The 17541-nt window shown below is 59.4% G+C and carries 17 protein-coding genes; 7 read left to right on the forward strand and 10 right to left on the reverse strand.

What is annotated here, in order from left to right; all coding sequences use genetic code 11:
* Positions 1–39: 39 nt before the first annotated feature.
* Positions 40–945 (reverse strand): 30S ribosomal protein S6--L-glutamate ligase, encoded by a 906-nt coding sequence (rimK, locus tag C5F71_RS14155; protein ID WP_029299780.1) that lies wholly within the window; start codon positions 943–945, stop codon positions 40–42.
* Positions 942–1358, reverse strand: coding sequence for an ATP-dependent zinc protease (locus C5F71_RS14160; RefSeq protein WP_229689213.1), 417 nt, complete (start codon positions 1356–1358; stop codon positions 942–944). Before C5F71_RS14160 ends, rimK begins: the two co-directional genes overlap by 4 nt.
* Before the next feature lie 348 nt (positions 1359–1706).
* On the opposite strand from C5F71_RS14160, the gene C5F71_RS14165 reads away from it, so the two are divergent.
* Positions 1707–2114, forward strand: coding sequence for an RNA-binding S4 domain-containing protein (locus tag C5F71_RS14165; protein WP_104911356.1), 408 nt, complete (start codon positions 1707–1709; stop codon positions 2112–2114).
* Positions 2115–2155: 41 nt separating this feature from the next.
* Here C5F71_RS14165 and C5F71_RS14170 read toward each other — a convergent pair whose 3' ends face one another.
* Entirely contained in the window at positions 2156–2956 is an 801-nt protein-coding gene (locus tag C5F71_RS14170; protein WP_104911357.1) for a phosphatase PAP2 family protein, read from the reverse strand.
* 125 nt (positions 2957–3081) lie between these two features.
* Between C5F71_RS14170 and hslO the strand changes: the two genes are divergently transcribed.
* Together hslO and C5F71_RS14180 are read left to right on the forward strand one after the other, a co-directional pair.
* Positions 3082–3984 carry an Hsp33 family molecular chaperone HslO gene (gene hslO, locus C5F71_RS14175; protein WP_029299788.1) on the forward strand — a complete coding sequence of 301 codons (903 nt, stop codon included), beginning with the start codon at positions 3082–3084 and terminating at the stop codon, positions 3982–3984.
* A 179-nt stretch (positions 3985–4163) separates the two neighbouring features.
* Positions 4164–5705 carry a phosphoenolpyruvate carboxykinase gene (locus C5F71_RS14180; RefSeq protein ID WP_104911358.1) on the forward strand — a complete coding sequence of 514 codons (1542 nt, stop codon included), beginning with the start codon at positions 4164–4166 and terminating at the stop codon, positions 5703–5705.
* Positions 5706–5904: 199 nt separating this feature from the next.
* On the opposite strand, the gene C5F71_RS29695 is transcribed toward C5F71_RS14180, so the two are convergent.
* Positions 5905–6261, reverse strand: a complete 357-nt coding sequence (locus C5F71_RS29695; protein WP_092237261.1) for a DUF1493 family protein — start codon at positions 6259–6261, stop codon at positions 5905–5907.
* A gap of 274 nt (positions 6262–6535) precedes the next feature.
* Positions 6536–6967, reverse strand: a complete 432-nt coding sequence (locus tag C5F71_RS14190; RefSeq protein WP_186351788.1) for a hypothetical protein — start codon at positions 6965–6967, stop codon at positions 6536–6538.
* A gap of 343 nt (positions 6968–7310) precedes the next feature.
* Between C5F71_RS14190 and C5F71_RS14195 the strand changes: the two genes are divergently transcribed.
* From C5F71_RS14195 to C5F71_RS14205, 3 genes are all read left to right on the forward strand, one after another.
* Entirely contained in the window at positions 7311–8486 is a 1176-nt protein-coding gene (locus C5F71_RS14195) for a tetratricopeptide repeat protein (RefSeq protein WP_029299795.1), read from the forward strand.
* A gap of 262 nt (positions 8487–8748) precedes the next feature.
* The gene (locus C5F71_RS14200) at positions 8749–10686 is read left to right on the forward strand and encodes an ATP-dependent DNA helicase RecQ (RefSeq protein ID WP_104911359.1); all 1938 of its coding nucleotides are present in this window, start codon (positions 8749–8751) and stop codon (positions 10684–10686) included.
* Positions 10687–10709: 23 nt separating this feature from the next.
* Entirely contained in the window at positions 10710–11141 is a 432-nt protein-coding gene (locus tag C5F71_RS14205; RefSeq protein WP_104911360.1) for a thioesterase family protein, read from the forward strand.
* A gap of 143 nt (positions 11142–11284) precedes the next feature.
* Here the strand turns inward: C5F71_RS14205 and C5F71_RS14210 are convergent, their stop codons facing one another.
* The 4 genes from C5F71_RS14210 to C5F71_RS14225 all read right to left on the reverse strand — a co-directional run bounded on the left by C5F71_RS14210 (position 11285) and on the right by C5F71_RS14225 (position 16156).
* The gene (locus C5F71_RS14210) at positions 11285–11764 is read right to left on the reverse strand and encodes a glycine zipper domain-containing protein (RefSeq protein WP_029299799.1); all 480 of its coding nucleotides are present in this window, start codon (positions 11762–11764) and stop codon (positions 11285–11287) included.
* Positions 11765–11986: 222 nt separating this feature from the next.
* Positions 11987–14335 carry an FdhF/YdeP family oxidoreductase gene (locus C5F71_RS14215; RefSeq protein WP_070995020.1) on the reverse strand — a complete coding sequence of 783 codons (2349 nt, stop codon included), beginning with the start codon at positions 14333–14335 and terminating at the stop codon, positions 11987–11989.
* A complete protein-coding gene (gene fdhD, locus C5F71_RS14220) occupies positions 14332–15171 on the reverse strand; it encodes a formate dehydrogenase accessory sulfurtransferase FdhD (protein ID WP_029299803.1) in 840 nt (279 codons plus the stop codon). Before fdhD ends, C5F71_RS14215 begins: the two co-directional genes overlap by 4 nt.
* Before the next feature lie 115 nt (positions 15172–15286).
* The gene (locus C5F71_RS14225; protein ID WP_029299805.1) at positions 15287–16156 is read right to left on the reverse strand and encodes a LysR family transcriptional regulator; all 870 of its coding nucleotides are present in this window, start codon (positions 16154–16156) and stop codon (positions 15287–15289) included.
* A gap of 133 nt (positions 16157–16289) precedes the next feature.
* Between C5F71_RS14225 and lysM the strand changes: the two genes are divergently transcribed.
* Positions 16290–16730: a peptidoglycan-binding protein LysM gene (lysM, locus tag C5F71_RS14230; protein WP_104911361.1), complete on the forward strand. Its 441-nt coding sequence runs from the start codon at positions 16290–16292 to the stop codon at positions 16728–16730.
* A gap of 106 nt (positions 16731–16836) precedes the next feature.
* Here lysM and yrfG read toward each other — a convergent pair whose 3' ends face one another.
* Positions 16837–17505 (reverse strand): GMP/IMP nucleotidase, encoded by a 669-nt coding sequence (gene yrfG / locus C5F71_RS14235; RefSeq protein ID WP_104911362.1) that lies wholly within the window; start codon positions 17503–17505, stop codon positions 16837–16839.
* Positions 17506–17541 lie beyond the last annotated feature (36 nt).

The following is a 17541-nucleotide window of genomic DNA, read 5'->3' on the forward strand; positions in this document are numbered from 1 at the left end:
AGTCAGTCATCGCTGGCAAGCCAGATCCTACAAGGGTTCTCAGCCCTTGCCTTTGGTACGGGTCATGTTCGGCCCGCTGTTCTTCTCCAGATGCTGAATGATGATCCCCGCCACATCCTTGTTGGTGGTGGTTTCGATCCCTTCCAGGCCCGGTGAAGAGTTCACTTCCATCACCAGTGGCCCGTGGTTGGAGCGCAGGATATCCACTCCCGCCACACTCAAGCCCATGACCTTGGCCGCACGCAGGGCGGTCATGCGTTCTTCCGGGGTGATCTTGATCAGGCTGGCGCTGCCGCCCCGGTGCAGGTTGGAGCGAAACTCCCCTGGCTTGGCCTGGCGCTTCATCGCCGCAATCACCTTGTCCCCCACCACGAAGCAACGGATATCCGCGCCGCCGGCTTCCTTGATGTATTCCTGGACCATGATGTTCTGCTTGAGGCCCATGAACGCCTCGATCACCGACTCAGCCGCCGTGGCGGTTTCACACATCACTACGCCAATGCCTTGGGTGCCTTCCAGCACCTTGATCACCAGGGGAGCGCCGTTGACCATCTCGATCAGGTCGGGAATGTCATCGGGGGAGTGGGCAAAGCCGGTCACTGGCAAGCCGATACCGCGGCGCGACAGCAACTGCAGGGAGCGCAGCTTGTCCCGGGAGCGAGCAATGGCCACCGATTCGTTGAGCGGAAACACCCCCATCATTTCAAACTGGCGCAGTACCGCGCAGCCGTAGAAGGTCACCGAGGCGCCGATGCGCGGGATCACCGCGTCGAAGCCTTCCAGTGGTTTGCCCCGATAGTGGATCTGCGGCTTATGACTGGCAATGTTCATATAGGCGCGCAACGTATCGATCACCACCATCTCATGGCCCCGTTCGGTGCCGGCCTCGACCAGACGACGGGTGGAATACAGACGCGGGTTACGCGACAGCACAGCGATCTTCATGCAACACCTGTGGCAGCAATAGTAGAGACCGGGAACACCGGCTTGTCTTGAACGTACTTGAGCCCCGGGTTGACCACCAACTGGCCGTCGATCAGGGCTTTGGAACCTAGCAACAGGCGGTAACGCATGGTTTTGCGGCAAGCCAGGGTGAACTCCACCCGCCATACCCGATCACCCAGGGCCAGGGTGGTGCTGATGACGTAGCGCACCTGCGCCTGGCCGTTGGAGCTTTTAATGGTTTTCATCGCCACCAGCGGCGCTTCGCAACGCCGGTGACGCAGTTGCACCACGCTGCCCAGGTGCGCCGTGAAACGCACCCACTTTTCACCGTCACGCTCAAAAGGCTCGATCTCGGTGGCATGCAGGCTGGAGGTACTGGCCCCGGTGTCGATCTTCGCGCGCAGGCCCGCCACTCCCAGATCGGGAAGCGCCACCCATTCACGCAGACCGACAACGGTCAAATGGTCAAATGTCTTCAATATGAACAACCGGCAATCAGAAATATTTCGACGTCAAACGACACTAGCGTCCAACTGCTCACGGATTATGACAACCCTGGAACGTTGACGGGCGCTTGGAGCCGAATTCGCGGTATTCACGCAGAATATTCACCAAATGGCGACAGATATCTTCACGCCATAAAAAACCATGGCTGAAGGGAAACTGCCTGACACCTGGCGTATCTTAGGTGAGCCTTGGCGTTTGTGCGTCGAAGGGGTTCGACGGTTAAGTTGCGACATTTTTCAGAGCGAGGAATTCAAGTGGCTCAAAAGCAGGAAGATGACGAAAAAGTCCGTTTGGACAAGTGGTTGTGGGCTGCGCGTTTCTACAAGACCCGGGCCTTGGCCAAGGCCGCCATCGAGAGCGGCAAGGTGCATTGCCGTGGCGAACGCTGCAAGCCGGGCAAGGAACCGCACATTGGCGATGAGTTGCAGATTCGTGTTGGCTTTGAAGAGAAGATCGTGGTGGTGCAGGCGCTTTCCATCGTCCGCCGCGGCGCTCCCGAAGCGCAGGCGCTGTATACCGAGACGCCGGCAAGTATCGCCAAGCGTGAGAATGCGGCGGCCATGCGCAAGGCCGGAGCGTTGGGTATGAGCACCGACGGCAAGCCAAGCAAGAAACAGCGCCGCGACCTGTTCAAGTTTCGCGGCAGCGGCAATGATGAGTGAGGCTTTACGTGCAGGAGCCGGCCAGGCTCCTGCACCTGGGCTCAGGCGTTGCGGATCACGCTCAAGCGATTGATCACAGGTACTCGTTGCAACAACCCGAATACCGGTTCGGTCACGCGCAGCAGCCAACCCGAGACCTTCGCAGCAAACGGCGTGTAATAACCCCAGCCCAGTGCCAACAGCGCCAGCAGCACGCCACCGATATAGTCGTCTTGCCCCCAGTGTGCACCGGCCACCAGACGCGGCATCATGAACAGCAGCGCCAGCGCCCAGACCAGCACGACTTGCCCGATCCGCTTGGCAAATACACTCATGAACATCCCCCAGATCAGCAGCACCGAAGCGTGGTCCCCAGGGAAGCTTTGGCTGGAGCGGTCCTTCAACTCCCAGGTTTTTTCCAGGTCAGGGAAGTAGTCGCTCATGTGGATCGCCCCGCTGATCACCATAGAGGGGCTGTTGTGCTGCCAGCCCATCTGCGCCGCGAGCTTGGAAAACAGCATGCGGATAAACAGCAGTAACAGCAGGATCGCGAGGAAACCAAAAAACGCCTGGCGCACCTCAATCGCCTTGAACACCCATTCGCCGCGAATCAGCAGCATCAGCAGTATTACCCCGACCACCGCATCAAATGGTCGCAGGCTCGCTACTGCCCAGACATGCAGCCAGGTCGGGTTGCTGGCCAGAGGGTCGTTGAGTAGATGAAACAGCCATTCGTCGAATATCACGCAAAGCATCTGGCCTGCGGGCCATAGCCAAAAACACAGCAGCCCCAGAGCGAGTAAATTGCACAGGGCCAATCGCCCGAGGTTCCACTTGGCTTGGAACAAACCCGGATTGTTCATAAACTGTTTCCTCTTCGCTCTAAAACTCTTCATCTATCGGAAGAAAAGCGCACCAAATTGGTGCTAAAGCGCATAATTTTAGAAACATTGTCATCACTTTGTCATCAATTCAGATACCCAGACCTATGACTGATCTACCGGATACCGACTTCACCCAACGTTTCCTCTTTGACGACAACGACGCTCGTGGCGAACTGGTTGCCCTGGAGCGCAGCTATGCCGAAGTCCTTGCCAAGCACCCCTATCCGGAGCCGGTCGCACAGTTGCTCGGCGAACTGATGGCCGCCGCGTCGCTGCTGGTGGGCACCATGAAGTTCGATGGCTTGCTGATTCTGCAGGCCCGTTCCGAAGGCCCGGTTCCCATGCTGATGATCGAGTGCTCCAGCGAGCGCGAAATCCGTGGCCTGGCCCGTTATGAAGAGGACCAGATCCCGGCGGACGCGACCCTCGCCGACCTGATGCCCAACGGCGTACTGGCGTTGACCATCGACCCGACCGTTGGCCAGCGCTACCAGGGCATTGTCGACCTGGACGGTGAAACCCTGTCCGACTGCTTCACCAACTATTTCGTCATGTCCCAGCAAGTGGGCACCCGCTTCTGGCTCAATGCGGATGGCAAGCGCGCCCGTGGCCTGCTGTTGCAACAGCTGCCGGCCGACCGCATCAAGGATGAGGATGAGCGCGAAGAAAGCTGGCGCGGCCTCACTGCCCTGGCCGGTACGCTGACTGCCGAAGAGCTGCTGGGCCTGGACAACGAAACCATCCTGCACCGCCTGTACCACGAAGAAGAGGTGCGTCTGTTCGATGCGCAATCCTTGCGTTTCCATTGCAGCTGTTCCCGCGAGCGTTCGGGCAATGCCCTGGTGAGCCTGGGCCTGGAAGATGCGCAAAACCTGGCTGTGGAGCATGGTGGCCGAATCGAAATCGACTGCCAGTTCTGCAATCAACGCTACCTGTTCGACGCTGCCGATATCGCCCAATTGTTCGCTGGCGCTGGCGTTGACACCCCTTCGGGCACCCACCACTAAAACGTTTAAGCACAGGTAAATCACCTGACAAACGCCGGATTAGAGGTGTTCTGACGGGAGGGCCCTACTTTTTTTGGGCTTTTCTGGCATAATCCGGCCCACTTTTTTCGCGGTAGTAGTGCGCAACTTTCTACTACAAAACGTTTGGAGCACTCGGCCATAGGCCGACGGGGAACCTCATGACGCAAGCCAATAACGCCGTATACACCGATCTGAGTGTTGACGATCTGGTCAAAGAAGCCCTGCAGCGCGGTGAAGGCGTGCTTGCCGATACCGGCGCGCTGGTCGTAGAAACCGGTCACCGTACCGGGCGTTCGCCAGTCGACCGTTTCATCGTTGAAGAGCCGTCCACCCAGGCCGCCATTGCCTGGGGCCCGATCAACCGCAAGTTCCCGGCCGACAAGTTCGATGCCCTGTGGGCTCGCGTCGAGGCTTTCAACAACGCGCAAGAGCATTTCGTTTCCCACGTTCACGTTGGTGCTGCCGAAGACCACTACCTGGCCGTGAAAATGACCACCCAGACTGCCTGGCAGAACCTGTTCGGTCGTTGCCTGTTCATCAACCCGGCCCAGTACAACCCGGCCGGTCGTGAAGAATGGCAAGTGCTCAACGTTGCCAACTTCGAATGCGTACCTGAGCGTGACGGCACCAACTCCGATGGTTGCGTGATCCTCAACTTCGCCCAGAAGAAAGTTCTGATCGCAGGCATGCGTTACGCCGGCGAGATGAAGAAAGCCATGTTCTCGGTGCAGAACTTCCTGCTGCCGGCCGCTGACGTGCTGCCAATGCACTGCGCTGCCAACATCGGTGAAGAAGGCGACGTGACCCTGTTCTTCGGCCTGTCCGGCACCGGCAAGACCACCCTGTCTGCCGACGAAAGCCGTTACCTGATTGGTGACGACGAACACGGTTGGGGCGAAGGCGTGGTGTTCAACATCGAAGGCGGTTGCTATGCCAAGTGCATCGACCTGTCCGAGAAGAACGAGCCGGTAATCTGGAAAGCCATCAAGCACGGCGCGGTCCTGGAAAACGTCGTGATCAACGATGCCAAGCACGCCGACTACACCGATGTCAGCCTGACCCAGAACAGCCGCGCCGCATACCCACTGGAGCACGTTGCCAAGCGTTCCGAGAAGAACCTGGGTGGCGAGCCGAACGCAGTGATCTTCCTGACCTGCGACCTGACTGGCGTGCTGCCACCGGTGTCGATCCTCAACGAAGAACAAGCGGCCTACCACTTCCTGTCCGGCTACACCGCACTGGTGGGCTCGACTGAAATGGGCTCGGGCAGCGGCATCAAGTCGACGTTCTCTACCTGCTTCGGCGCGCCGTTCTTCCCGCGTCCGGCTGGCGAATACGCAGAGCTGCTGATCAAGCGCATCCGCGGCTTCGGCTCCAAGGTCTACCTGGTCAACACCGGCTGGACCGGCGGCGGCTACGGTGTTGGCAAGCGCTTCAACATCCCGACCACCCGTGCAGTGATCGCAGCGATCCAGAGCGGCGCGTTGATCGGTGCGCAAACCGAGCACCTGGACACCATCAACCTCGACGTGCCATTGGCCGTACCGGGCGTTGAGACTGGCCTGTTGAACCCACGCAACACCTGGGCTGACAAAGCAGCCTACGACGAAGCCGCGAAGGCTCTGGCCGGCCTGTTCGTCGAGAACTTCAAGAAGTTTGAAGTGAGCGACGCAATCAAGGCAGCGGGTCCTAAGTTGTAAGATTCGCCAGCTGTTAAAAAGCCGCCCCTAGTGGGCGGCTTTTTTGTGCGCGCGCAAATCTCTATGAACGTAGAGCAGGACGGCAAAAAGGCGCAGATCCGAATGTGGGCTTGCTCGCGATTGCGGTGTATCAACCGCTGGATGCATTGACTGACCCACCGCTATCACGAGCCCACAGACATTAATGACGCAGTGTTCTTTAGCTCAGATTTTCCAGCGTCTGCGTATCCCAGCTATGAGTTTTGATGGCCAGGTAAAGCATGCCGATGGTGAGCGGCATCTTCTCGCCCCGGCCCTTGGCGCGGTGTTTGAGGAACACGTCAAACACCGGTGGGTTGAAGTAACGGTAGGCATCATAGTCGCCTAGGTCGAGATCAAATGCCTGCTCCAGCGCTTCCATAAACTGCCTGGCCTCCGCGCCGTCGCACCCGAGGTCGAAGTTGAGCGAAGTTTTAAGGCGGATGGTCTTGTGCTTGGGCAGGCCGATTTCTTCATGCAGCAATTGCAGGAGCTGCTGCATGACGGGGTCTTCTGGGAAGTGCGGGGCCAGGTTCATGGTGGGGGCACGCCGGAGTGGGTGAGGGGGTTGGTCATGGCGATAGCGGTACTTGTTGCGGGTGAAGAACAGTGCCAAGCCTATCAAGAACAGAGCGAGGGGGAGCAGTTGAATACTAAGAATGATCGCTACGTAAGGTAGCCAGAATGTCAGGATCAAGCCGCTTGCGATAAACGTGACAGCAAAACGTTTTCTGAGTGTGCAGTCGGTGATTTTGTAATACAGCAACAGATAAAAGGCGAAGAAGATCGCCGCCTGTAGATAGAGCATTTGACTATGGCTCATTTGAGTACACGTGTAGTGAGAGGCTGGAGCGCTGCGGGCCAATTCCCCCGCTGACCTGAGCCTCTAGGCCGATGATGATGTCTGCATGCTGGAAGTTGCGCAGCTGGCGCGATATCAAATCGCTGGTAGCTTTTTCGACCATTGATTCTGCCTTGCTGGACATGAGCCCAATTGGGGCTGCCACCGCTCCCGATATAGTTTCTTTGATGACGTTGTTCCGGTTGTTCAAGCTATCTGCCTGTTTTCTAGTCAGCGGTTTTGAAATGACCACTGTCATGAGGCAAGGGAGGTCTTGGGCGAGCATTCGCTCATACAGATTTTGTAGTTGCAGGCGAACTTCCTGCGCAGAGGTCTTTGCTTCTAGTAAGCAAAGACTGGCAAGTGCTTGCTTGTTGTTGGGTCGTACGGTGAAACGAATCACGCTGAACGTGACCCCGTAATGGCCAATGTATTGAGTCCTTTCAAGGTCCACGGATTTCTTGCCGAGAGGGTTGAGAGGGCGCTAGTTTCGATCAGGCTTGGTTGATTCTGTAGGGGGTTGAGTTTGCACTGGAGGTAGTTTGGGAAGCGTATGGTGCCTTGCTTGGCGATTTCCTACAGAGGCTTCCGATACTTGAAGTTGGGCTAAGAGGCGCCCACCCATAGTTGGGATAAAAACCACGTCACATTTTGTATAAAATCCCGGCAAGCCGCCTGAATTCAGCGTATGTTTCACCGCAAAATCTTGTAGGGCGATTCCGCCCACTACTTAAAGGGAGTTAAGCATGGGTTTGCTTCGTGTCGCTTCGGCGATGTCTTTGTGTGCGCTGGCGTTTGCCGTCCAGGCCGAGCAGTTGCCGATTGAAGTGCTCAGTGCGGTGGTCAAGGACCAGAAAATCGCCGACGCCGAAGTCTTGCTGCAACGCAACGGCGCGCAGAATGTGGTGGGGCGCACCAACGCCCAGGGTCAAGTCACCCTCACCAGCGAAGTGGCCGATGGCGCCGACAACCTGCTGATCATCAAGAAGCCTGGCTACTCCAATCTGGTGGTCAAATGCCCGTGCAAAGGCATGACCTACGCCATCAGCCCGGTGATGGAAAACCTCGACGGCCTGCGTGTGGTGCTGACCTGGGGGCAATCGCCTTCGGACCTTGACTCCCACATGATCTTCCCTGGCAACAATATCTACTTCAACAGCAAGACCGGCACCGACGCCGAGCTGGATGTGGATGACACCGACAGCTACGGCCCGGAAACCATCACCCTGCAGAAAAAACACTACGGCGAAAGCTATGTGTACGCCGTGCATGACTTCTCCAACCGCACCAACACCGGCTCTACGGCGCTGTCCGAGAGCCAGGCCAAGGTGTTTGTGTACATGGGCCAGTCCCTGGTGCGCACCTACTACGTGCCGACCAATCGTACCGGCAACTTGTGGACGGTGTTCCGCATGACCGGCAGCGGCGACTTCCAGGACATCAATACCTTCACCGGCGTGCTGGTCGAAGCCAAGGACGTGCTCAACGAAGTCAAACCGCTGCTCAACGACAGCGTTGCGGTTGATGCCGTGGTGGTCAGTTCTGCAGTCCAGGGTGATGCGAAAAAACTGAACCTCAAAGGCGAAGCTGCCTACCAGGCCGGTAACCTGGACCAGGCAATTGACTACTTCCGCCAGGCGATCGAACTGGATAACTCGTTCGGCAAAGCCTACGGCAACCTCGGCCTGGCTTATCAGAAAGCCGGCAACACCGCAGAATCGATCTGGGCCAACCGCAAGGCCATCGCTTTGGCCAGCGGCCCGACCGCCGCTACCGTGCGTGCCGGGTCCTACTACAACATCGCGCGGATCTACGAAGCAGCCGGGCAGTTTGCCGATGCGCTGCGCCACTACCAGTTGGCCAAGGAGCAGAAGGCCAACCCGGTGTATGACAAAGCCATTGAGCGTGTGCAAAACCGCTGATCGAGCTGTAGCGACGCTGTAAAAAATGGGGGAGCGGGCTTGCCCGCGAATGCGTAGTGTCAGTCACTGACTGTGTATCTGATACACCGCATTCGCGAGCAAGCCCGTTCCCACATTGGTTTTTGAGTGTTTGCCGGATTGCCGACTGGGCCTCCTGGCCTGTGTATCATCCTGTCTCTCTTTTCCTCGCGACCTTTCTCGAACCGCTGAAAATACCGGGCTATGTTTTAGGTCTGTTCAGCGGTCAATGGAGTGACAGCTTATGCACGACACCCTCCAGCAGGTCTTTGGTTACCCCCAGTTTCGCCCAGGCCAGGAGGCCGCTGTCAGCGCCGTGCTGGCCGGTCGGTCGGCGGCGGCGATCTTTCCCACCGGTTCCGGCAAATCCCTCTGTTATCAGCTCTCAGCCGTATTGCTGCCGCACCTGACGCTGGTGGTGTCGCCGCTGTTGGCGTTGATGCAGGACCAGTTGGGCTTTTTACAGCGTCATGGTATTTCGGCCGGCAGTATCGATTCGGCGCAAAGTCGCGAGGAGGCCAATGACGTCATGGCCCGGGCCCGCTCCGGCGAGCTGAAAATCCTGATGATTTCCGTGGAGCGCTTGAAGAACGAGCGCTTTCGCAACTTTTTGCACAGCGTTTCGATTTCGTTACTCGTGGTAGACGAGGCGCACTGTATTTCCGAGTGGGGCCACAACTTCCGCCCGGACTACCTGAAGCTCCCCGACTACCAGCGCCAGTTCAAGATTCCCCAGGCGCTGCTGTTGACGGCCACCGCGACGCCCAAGGTGATTGCGGATATGCAGGCCAAGTTCGCCATCGCCCCCGCGGATGTGATCACCACGGGCTTCTACCGGCCCAACCTCAACCTGTGGGTAGAGCCGGTCAGCGGCGTGGACAAGCGCCGGCGCCTGGTGGAGTGGATGGGTGAGCGGGCCAACCAGCCGAGCATCGTCTATGTCACTTTGCAGAAAACCGCCGAGCAGATCGCCGAACACCTGAACCGCCACGGCATCCAGGCCGAGGCCTATCACGCAGGTTTGCCCCATGATCAACGCGAGGGCATTCAGCGCCGGTTTATGGGGGGGCAGTCCAATTGCATCGTCGCCACCATTGCCTTTGGCATGGGCATCGACAAGAGCGATATCCGCAACGTGGTGCACTTCGACCTGCCCAAGTCCATCGAGAACTACAGCCAGGAAATCGGGCGCGCCGGTCGTGATGGCCAGCCTTCCGAGTGCCTGGTGCTGGCCAATCGCGACAGCCTCACAGTGCTGGAGAACTTCGTGTACGGCGATACGCCCGAGCAGGAAGGCATCCGGCTGGTGCTGGAGGAGTTGCTGGCAGCCCGGGATGACGGGCAATGGGAGTTTCTGCTGCGCTCGTTGGCAGAGCTGAGCAATATCCGTGAGCTACCGCTCAAGACCTTGCTGGTGCAACTGGAGCTCAAGGGCGTGATTGCACCGCGCTATGCGTTTTATGCCGAGTATCGCTTCAAGTACCTGGTGGAGCCGGATGTGTTGCTGGCGCGTTTTTCCGGCGAGCGACAGCAGTTTGTCGCCGCGATCATCCAGGTATGCAAACGGGCCCGTAGCTGGGCCACCGTGGATTTCGACGCGCTTTATCAACTGCACCAGGCCGAGCGTGGGCGGGTGGTCAAGGCGCTGGACTATTTCCAGGAGCAGGGGCTGATCGAGCTGGAGAGCAAGCAGATGACCGAGGTCTACAGCCTGCTCGATAGCGGGTTCGATCCCCAGGCCATGAGCGCCGAGTTACACGCAGGCTTCAAGCAGCACGAAGTCACGGAAGTGGCGCGGATCCATGGGATGCTGGCGCTGTTCGCCAGCGAGCGTTGCCTGGGCTTTCGGCTGGCCGAGTATTTTGGTGATGCGGATGCGCCCCGCCAGTGCGGGCATTGTTCGGTTTGCCGTGGCCAGATCGCCCATCTCCCAGCGCCACCTGGCTTGGCGCCGCTTGTGGATAAAAGCTTCCAGGCATTGTGCGCGGATTTTATCCACAGGCATCATCAGCACACCGGCAGCTTGCCGGGGGCTGAACGGTTGACGCGGTTTTTATGCGGGATCAGCGTGCCATTGTTTACCAAACTCAAGGCCCGCGGGATTCCAGGGTTTGCCGCGCTGGAAGAGTATCCGTATGCCCAGGTGCGGGATTGGGCCGGGGCCCATCTGAACGACCTGTAAATTCACTTTCACGAGACTTGCCCATGCCTGACTCAATGCCGCAGCGTGCCGATTACCGCCACTTCCAGCCGATCATTACGCGCTGGCACGACAATGACGTGTATGGCCATGTGAATAACGTCACCTATTACAGCTTCTTCGATACGGCAGTGAACACCTACCTGATCGAGCAGGGCGGGTTGGATATCCATGACGGTAAGGTGGTGGGGTTTGTGGTGAGTTCGGCGTGCGATTATTTCGCGTCGATAGCCTTTCCCGACCGTATCGATATCGGCCTGCGGGTGGGCAAGTTGGGCAACAGTTCAGTGCAGTACCAGTTGGCGGTGTTCAAGGCTGGCGAAGACGAAGCCTGCGCGGCGGGGCGGTTTGTGCATGTGTTTGTCAACCGGGCGACAAACCAGCCGGTGGCGATTGCGGGGGTGTTGCGCGAGGCTTTGCAGCGGTTGGTGATCTGACCCCGAACGCATAAACGCCACCGAAGCAAATGTGGGAGCGGGCTTGCCCGCGATGTCGGTGGATCAGTCAAGTATCCAATAACTGACCCACCGCAATCGCGGGCAAGCCCGCTCCCACACGGGGTATGCAGTGTTCTTTGGATTTACCGGTGACGGTAGTGATGCTTGTTCTTGCGATGCCCATAGGCATGCCCACGGCCACGATGATCATCGCGGTCGTAGCGACGGTTATCGCGCCCGCGATAGCGACGGTCGTCGTCGTCGCTCTTGTTGCCCATGTAGTTGCCCAGCGCGCCGCCGGCACCACCGCCTGCTGCCGCACCGATCAGGCTACCGGTGTTGCCGCCGACACTACGACCGACCACGTTGCCGCCGGCTGCGCCCAGCGCGCCGCCAATGGCCGCTTCGCCTCGGCTGCGTTTGTCTGCGCCCACTGCGCTACCGCCGGCGCCGCCCAGGGCCGCACCAATGGCCGAACCGGTATTGCCGCCGATCTGCTGGCCGACGACTGAACCTAGAACCCCGCCCAATGCGCCGCCTACACCGGCTTCGGTGGTGCCACCGGCCATGGCTGCGCCACTGACCAGGCCAAGGGACAACAAGAGAATCGAGGAGAACTTCATAGGTGAACCTCAAGGGGATGACGGCGCGATCCTGAGGTTGTCGGAATATTCTTACAATCGAATTCCGACCAGTGGTGCAGGTTGTATACAATTAGCTAAGTTACTGTTTTAACTCGGGAACTTAAGTCGTTTTTGCCGGTCTTTAGCTACTTCGGAACGGCCGCTTTTATGCAAAAGCGGCCTTTTTTGTGCCCGTAAGATCGTTCCCTGGCGTGGAGTCGATCAGGCGATTCTGGCCATTATCAAACCAGTCTCGCTGGCCGCTTCCAGGCGGATCGCCACGAACTTGGAAGTAGGCGTATGGCTACCGTCCCCAGTGCTCTCCAGTGGCACCAGCGGGTTAACCTCAGGGTAGTAGGCTGCCGCTTGCCCCGCCGGAATATCGAACGCCAGCAAGGTAAAGCCCTTGACCCGACGCTCGCGGCCGTCATCCCAGATCGACACGATATCGGCCTTCTGCCCTGGCTTGAAGCCCAGGCGGATGATGTCGGCTTCGTTGACGAACAGCACGTCGCGCTGGCCCTTGACCCCGCGATAGCGGTCATCCAGGCCGTAGATAGTGGTGTTGTACTGATCGTGGGAACGCATGGACTGCATGATCAGGTCGGGCAATTGGCCAGTGGCGCGGGTGCGTTCATGCACCAGGTCCTTGGGCAGGATATTGGCGCGGAAATTGGCGCGCCCTGACGGCGTGTTCCAGCGGCGTGCGCCGGCGCTGTTGCCCAGGTAGAAACCGCCTGGGTGTTGCACGCGCTCATTGAAGTCCTTGAAGCCGGGAATGGTATCGGCGATCAAGTCGCGGATGCGGCGGTAGTCGGCTACCAACCAGTTCCAGTCCACCGGCTTGCTGCCCAGGGTGGCAGCGGCGATGCCGGCGAGAATCGCCGGCTCCGACTTCATCAGCTTCGACAGTGGCTGCAACTGGCCGTTGGAGGCGTGCACCATGCTGAACGAGTCTTCTACCGTCACCGCTTGCGGGCCATCGGCCTGAATATCGATGTCGGTACGGCCCAGGCAGGGCAGGATCAAGGCCTGTTTGCCGTGGGCCAGGTGGCTGCGATTGAGCTTGGTGCTGATCTGTACCGTCAGGTCGCAGTTGCTCAAGGCCTGGAAGGTGCGCGGGCTGTCGGGCGTGGCTTGGGCGAAGTTGCCGCCCAGGCCGATAAATACCTTGGCGCGGCCTTCGAGCATGGCGTGGATTGCCTCGACCACGTTATGCCCGTTGTCGCGGGGTACCTTGAACTGGAAGCGACGCTCCAGGGCATCGAGGAAGGCCACGGGCGGCCGTTCGTTGATCCCCATGGTGCGATCGCCCTGCACGTTGCTGTGGCCGCGTACCGGGCACAGGCCGGCGCCGGGGCGGCCGATGTTGCCGCGCAGCAGCATCAGGTTGGCGATTTCCTGGATGGTCGGCACCGAGTGCCGATGCTGGGTGATGCCCATCGCCCAGCACATGATCACGTTCTTGCCTTTGGCGTACATGCGCGCCGCCTGCTCTATCTCCACCAGGCTCAGGCCGGACTGCTCGACGATTTCATCCCAAGAGGTGTCGTCGATCTTCGCCAGGTAATCCAGCACGTTGACCGTGTGCTCATTGAGGAAGTCGTGGTCGAACACCGCCTCCTTGCCTTCGGCCTGGGCCTGGCGCTCCCACAACAGCAGGAACTTGGCCATGCCGCGCAGGATGGCCATGTCGCCACCCAGTGCTGGGCGGAAGTACGCAGTGTTGGTTGGCTTGTCGCCGTTGGTGAGCATTTCCAGCGGGTGTTGCGGGTGCTGGAAACGTTCCAGGCCACGCTCTTTGAGCGGGTTGATACAGACCACCTGGGCGCCGCGCTTCACCGCTTCGCGCAGCGGTTCGAGCATGCGCGGGTGGTTGGTGCCGGGGTTCTGGCCCCAGACGAAAATCGCGTCGGCGTGTTCAAAGTCGTCAAACGTCACCGTGCCTTTGCCCACGCCCACGCTTTGCGCCAGGGCCACGCCGCTGGCTTCGTGGCACATGTTCGAGCAATCCGGGAAGTTGTTGGTGCCGTAGGCGCGCACGAACAGTTGATAGAGGTACGCGGCCTCATTGCTGGCGCGGCCCGAGGTATAGAACTCGGCCATATCCGGGCTTGGCAGGGCGCGCAAGTGCTGGCCGATCAGGTCGAAGGCCGACTCCCAACTGATGGGCTTGTAACGGTCGGTCTCGGCGTCGTAGCTCATCGGCTCGGTCAGGCGGCCCTGGTATTCCAGCCAATAGTCGCTTTGTTCCAGCAGCGCGCTGACGCTGTGTTTGGCGAAGAACGCCGCGTCCACCCGGCGCTTGGTGGCTTCCCAGTTGACTGCCTTGGCGCCGTTCTCGCAGAACTTGACCATGCCGCTTTCCGGCGAGTCACCCCAGGCGCAGCCGGGGCAGTCGAAGCCGCCGTTCTGGTTGGTCTTGAGCATCATGCGGATATTTTTCAGCGCGTTGTCGCTGGTCAGCCACGCCTGCGCCACGCTGATCAGCGCACCCCAGCCGCCAGCCGGGCCTTTGTAGGGCTTGTAGCGCGGGGTTGGGGTTTGGTCGGCTTGGTGATGATTGCTCATGGCTGATACTCCATCGCAGGGCTATAGACCCGCGGCGCGCTTTTTTGCGGCAGGTGGATAAGGTTGAGGTTGTGCCGGCGTGCCCACTGCAGGGCCAGGCCGGTGGGCGACGACAGGCTGACCAGGGTCTGGATGCCCGCGCGCAGGACTTTCTGGATTAATTCGAGGCTGCAACGGCTGGTGACAATTGCCACGCCGCCTGCCGTCGGGATGTGCTGACGGACCAAGGCGCCGATCAGTTTGTCGAGGGCGTTATGCCGGCCGATATCTTCGCGGCCCAGCAGCAGTTCACCCTGGTTATTCATGAATACCGCCGCATGCACCGCGCCGCTGTATTGGCCCAATGGCTGAAAGGCGCTGATGCGCTGGCGCAAGCCCTCCAGCCACGCGGCAGGCGGCAATGGTGCGCCCGGCAGCACCTTGAGGTCCGGCAGCGCTTGCTCCAGCGCTTCCACTCCGCACAGGCCGCAGCCGCTGGTGCCAGCCAGTTGCCGGCGCTGTTGCTTGAGGTTCCAGAAGGCACGGCTGGAGATCTGTACCTGGGCGTACTGGGCCGAGCCTGTGCCGCTCAGTTGCAGGTCGTAGATATCGCTGATGTCGCTGATGATGCCGCTGCCCAGGCTGAAACCGACGATAAAGTCTTCAAGGTCGGTGGGCGTCACCAGCATCACGGCCTGGCTGATGTCGTTATAGGCAATCGCCAACGCGACTTCCTCGGCCAGCGCGGTGCTGTCCGATTGCGTGCGGTCGAGGTTGCAATACTGATAACTCTGGCTGGCGGCGGGCGCGGGCGTTGTCAGGGCGGGCGCCGCGCGTGCTGGGCGCTGGGCGTTCATGAAGTCTAGTCACCGGCGAAGTGTTCAGAGTGAAGACTAGGCGCGACAAAGGGTCGCGTCTAATCGTCAGTACTGATCTGCCGATAGATGACGTCGATCAAGGTTCCAGCAGCGATTACTGATAAAGCGCAAAACACGCCTCGGCCAGCGCCGAACGCGGCGCACTGCGGCGCATGATCAGCCCCAGCTTGGCCAGGGTTTGCGCGTTTTCGATGGGTTGCAGGCGCAGGTGCTCGGTCAGGGCGTCAAGGCCGCCGTCCAGGGGCATCACCGCACAACACAGCCCGCCGTGCACGGCCTGCAGCAACTGATGGACGGCATCGGTTTGCAGCAAGGGTTGGGGGGTCAGGCCGCGGCTGTGGAAGTTGTGGTCGATGGACTGGCGAAAGTGCATGCCGCTGGTAAGCATGCCCAGAGGCAGTTCGATCAGCGCCTCCCAGCTCAAGGGCTTTTCGCCAAAACTGAAAAACCGTTGGTCGTACAGCAAGCCCATGCGGGTTTCGTCCAGGGCCAGGGAGTCAAAGCGCTCGGCGTCCAGGCGCTCGAGGTAGGACACGCCCAAATCCAGGCGATTGCTCGCCAGTTGTTCGAGGATCTGCTCGGAACTCAGGGCCGATAACTCAAAGCGCAGGCTGGGGTGCTGCCTGTGCAGTTGTTGCATCAAGGCCAGCGGATCGAAGCTCGACAGCGGCACCACCCCCAGGCGCAATGTCCCCACCAGGTTGCCGCGGCAGGCTGCCGCCTCGGCCTGCAGGCCGTCATAGGCTGCCAGTACCGTACGGGCCCAGGCCAGTACCCGCTCGCCAGGGGCAGTAAAACCCTCGAAACGCTGGCCGCGATTGACCAGCGGTAGCTCCAGTTCTTCTTCCAGGCTGCGCAGGCGCATCGACAGGGTCGGCTGAGTAATGTGGCAGCGCGCGGCCGCCTGGCCGAAGTGACGGGTTTCGTCGAGGGCGATGAGGAATTTCAGCTGTTTGATGTCCATCTTCGCTCCGGGCTCTTATTCCAATGGCGGGGGGATTCTAGCGCGTTTGCGTCATTGGTCGGACTGGAACCAAGCTCTGTAAGACTGGTCTAGTCTTTGGCATCTGGAAACCCAATCCCAAGGAGAGCGCACTATGAGTCTTTTTAGCTTTATCAAAGAAGCCGGCGAGAAAATCGTTGATCTGTTGACGCCGGGTAATGCGAACGCGAGTGAGCAGTTGAAGGATCACGTTGCCAAGGTCGGCCTGGGTAATCCGAATGTGCAGACCACGGTGGACGGTGACAAGGTAACGGTCACCGGTGAAGTCGCCAGCCAGGAAGAGAAAGAGAAGATTCTGTTGGCGCTGGGCAACATTGCCGGCGTGGCTACCGTGGAAGATAAAATCACCGTGTCTGGCCCAGTTGTTGCGGCTGCCCGCTTTGTAGTCGTCAAAAAGGGCGATACTTTGAGTGCGATCGCCAAAGTTGAGTACGGCGACGCCAACAAGTACAACAAAATCTTCGAGGCCAACAAGCCGCTGCTGTCGCACCCGGACAAAATCTACCCAGGGCAGACACTGCGTATTCCTGAGTAAGCTTGTCCCCTTGTAGGAGCGAGCTTGCTCGCGAAGGTCGTTAACGATAACGCGGACATCCTGAATGAAAGCGCTGTCCAGACGTTTTTCGCGAGCAAGCTCGCTCCTACAACGATAATTCTGAAATCAATTCCCGGTAATCCTCGACCGCATCGAACTCCGCCGTATCCTTCGGCCCCTTGCGGCTGTCCGGCTGTTTGACCGCCAGCAAATGCCCCACGCCAAAATCCCGCGCACTGCGCAGAATCGGCAAGGTGTCGTCGATAAACAGGCTACGTGCCGGGTCGAAGTCGATATCCGCCTGCAATGCGTCCCAGAACTGCGGGTTTTCCTTGGCAAACCCATAGTCGTGGGAACTGATCAGTCGCTCGAAATACGGCGCCAGCTCAATGCGTTCCAGCTTCAACGACAGCGAATCGCGGTGGGCATTGGTGATCAGGATCACGCGTTTGCCGGCCTGTTTGATCGCCGCCAGGAAGGTATCGGCATCCGGGCGCAGGGCGATCAAATGGGCGGTTTCCAGCTTGAGTTCGCGCACCGGGATCTTCAGTTCGGCGCTCCAGAAATCCAGGCAATACCATTGCAACTGGCCGGCGTTACGCTCGAACAGCGGCTGCAACTCCATCTCGGCCATGGCCTGGCCCACCCCGTGCAGTTCGGCATAGCGCCGGGGCAGGTGTTCCATCCAGAAGTGGTTGTCGAAATGCAGGTCGAGCAAGGTGCCGTCCATGTCCAGCAGGACGGTGTCGATTTCGGACCAGGGCAATGGAGGCATGGTGGGGTCTCAAGCAGGTAAGTAAATATATCCGAC

Source organism: Pseudomonas sp. LG1D9 (assembly GCF_002949995.1).
GTDB lineage: Bacteria > Pseudomonadota > Gammaproteobacteria > Pseudomonadales > Pseudomonadaceae > Aquipseudomonas > Aquipseudomonas proteolytica.

Bases quoted from the DNA above. Each gene is read 5' to 3' on its own strand.
- fdhD (WP_029299803.1), bottom strand. From the start codon at position 15,171: ATGAACGCCCAGCGCCCAGCACGCGCGGCGCCCGCCCTGACAACGCCC.
- C5F71_RS14170 (WP_104911357.1), bottom strand. From the start codon at position 2,956: ATGAACAATCCGGGTTTGTTCCAAGCCAAGTGGAACCTCGGGCGATTG.
- C5F71_RS14200 (WP_104911359.1), top strand. From the start codon at position 8,749: ATGCACGACACCCTCCAGCAGGTCTTTGGTTACCCCCAGTTTCGCCCA.
- rimK (WP_029299780.1), bottom strand. From the start codon at position 945: ATGAAGATCGCTGTGCTGTCGCGTAACCCGCGTCTGTATTCCACCCGT.
- yrfG (WP_104911362.1), bottom strand. From the start codon at position 17,505: ATGCCTCCATTGCCCTGGTCCGAAATCGACACCGTCCTGCTGGACATG.
- lysM (WP_104911361.1), top strand. From the start codon at position 16,290: ATGAGTCTTTTTAGCTTTATCAAAGAAGCCGGCGAGAAAATCGTTGAT.
- C5F71_RS14210 (WP_029299799.1), bottom strand. From the start codon at position 11,764: ATGAAGTTCTCCTCGATTCTCTTGTTGTCCCTTGGCCTGGTCAGTGGC.
- C5F71_RS29695 (WP_092237261.1), bottom strand. From the start codon at position 6,261: ATGAACCTGGCCCCGCACTTCCCAGAAGACCCCGTCATGCAGCAGCTC.
- C5F71_RS14180 (WP_104911358.1), top strand. From the start codon at position 4,164: ATGACGCAAGCCAATAACGCCGTATACACCGATCTGAGTGTTGACGAT.
- C5F71_RS14195 (WP_029299795.1), top strand. From the start codon at position 7,311: ATGGGTTTGCTTCGTGTCGCTTCGGCGATGTCTTTGTGTGCGCTGGCG.
- C5F71_RS14225 (WP_029299805.1), bottom strand. From the start codon at position 16,156: ATGGACATCAAACAGCTGAAATTCCTCATCGCCCTCGACGAAACCCGT.
- C5F71_RS14205 (WP_104911360.1), top strand. From the start codon at position 10,710: ATGCCTGACTCAATGCCGCAGCGTGCCGATTACCGCCACTTCCAGCCG.
- C5F71_RS14215 (WP_070995020.1), bottom strand. From the start codon at position 14,335: ATGAGCAATCATCACCAAGCCGACCAAACCCCAACCCCGCGCTACAAG.
- hslO (WP_029299788.1), top strand. From the start codon at position 3,082: ATGACTGATCTACCGGATACCGACTTCACCCAACGTTTCCTCTTTGAC.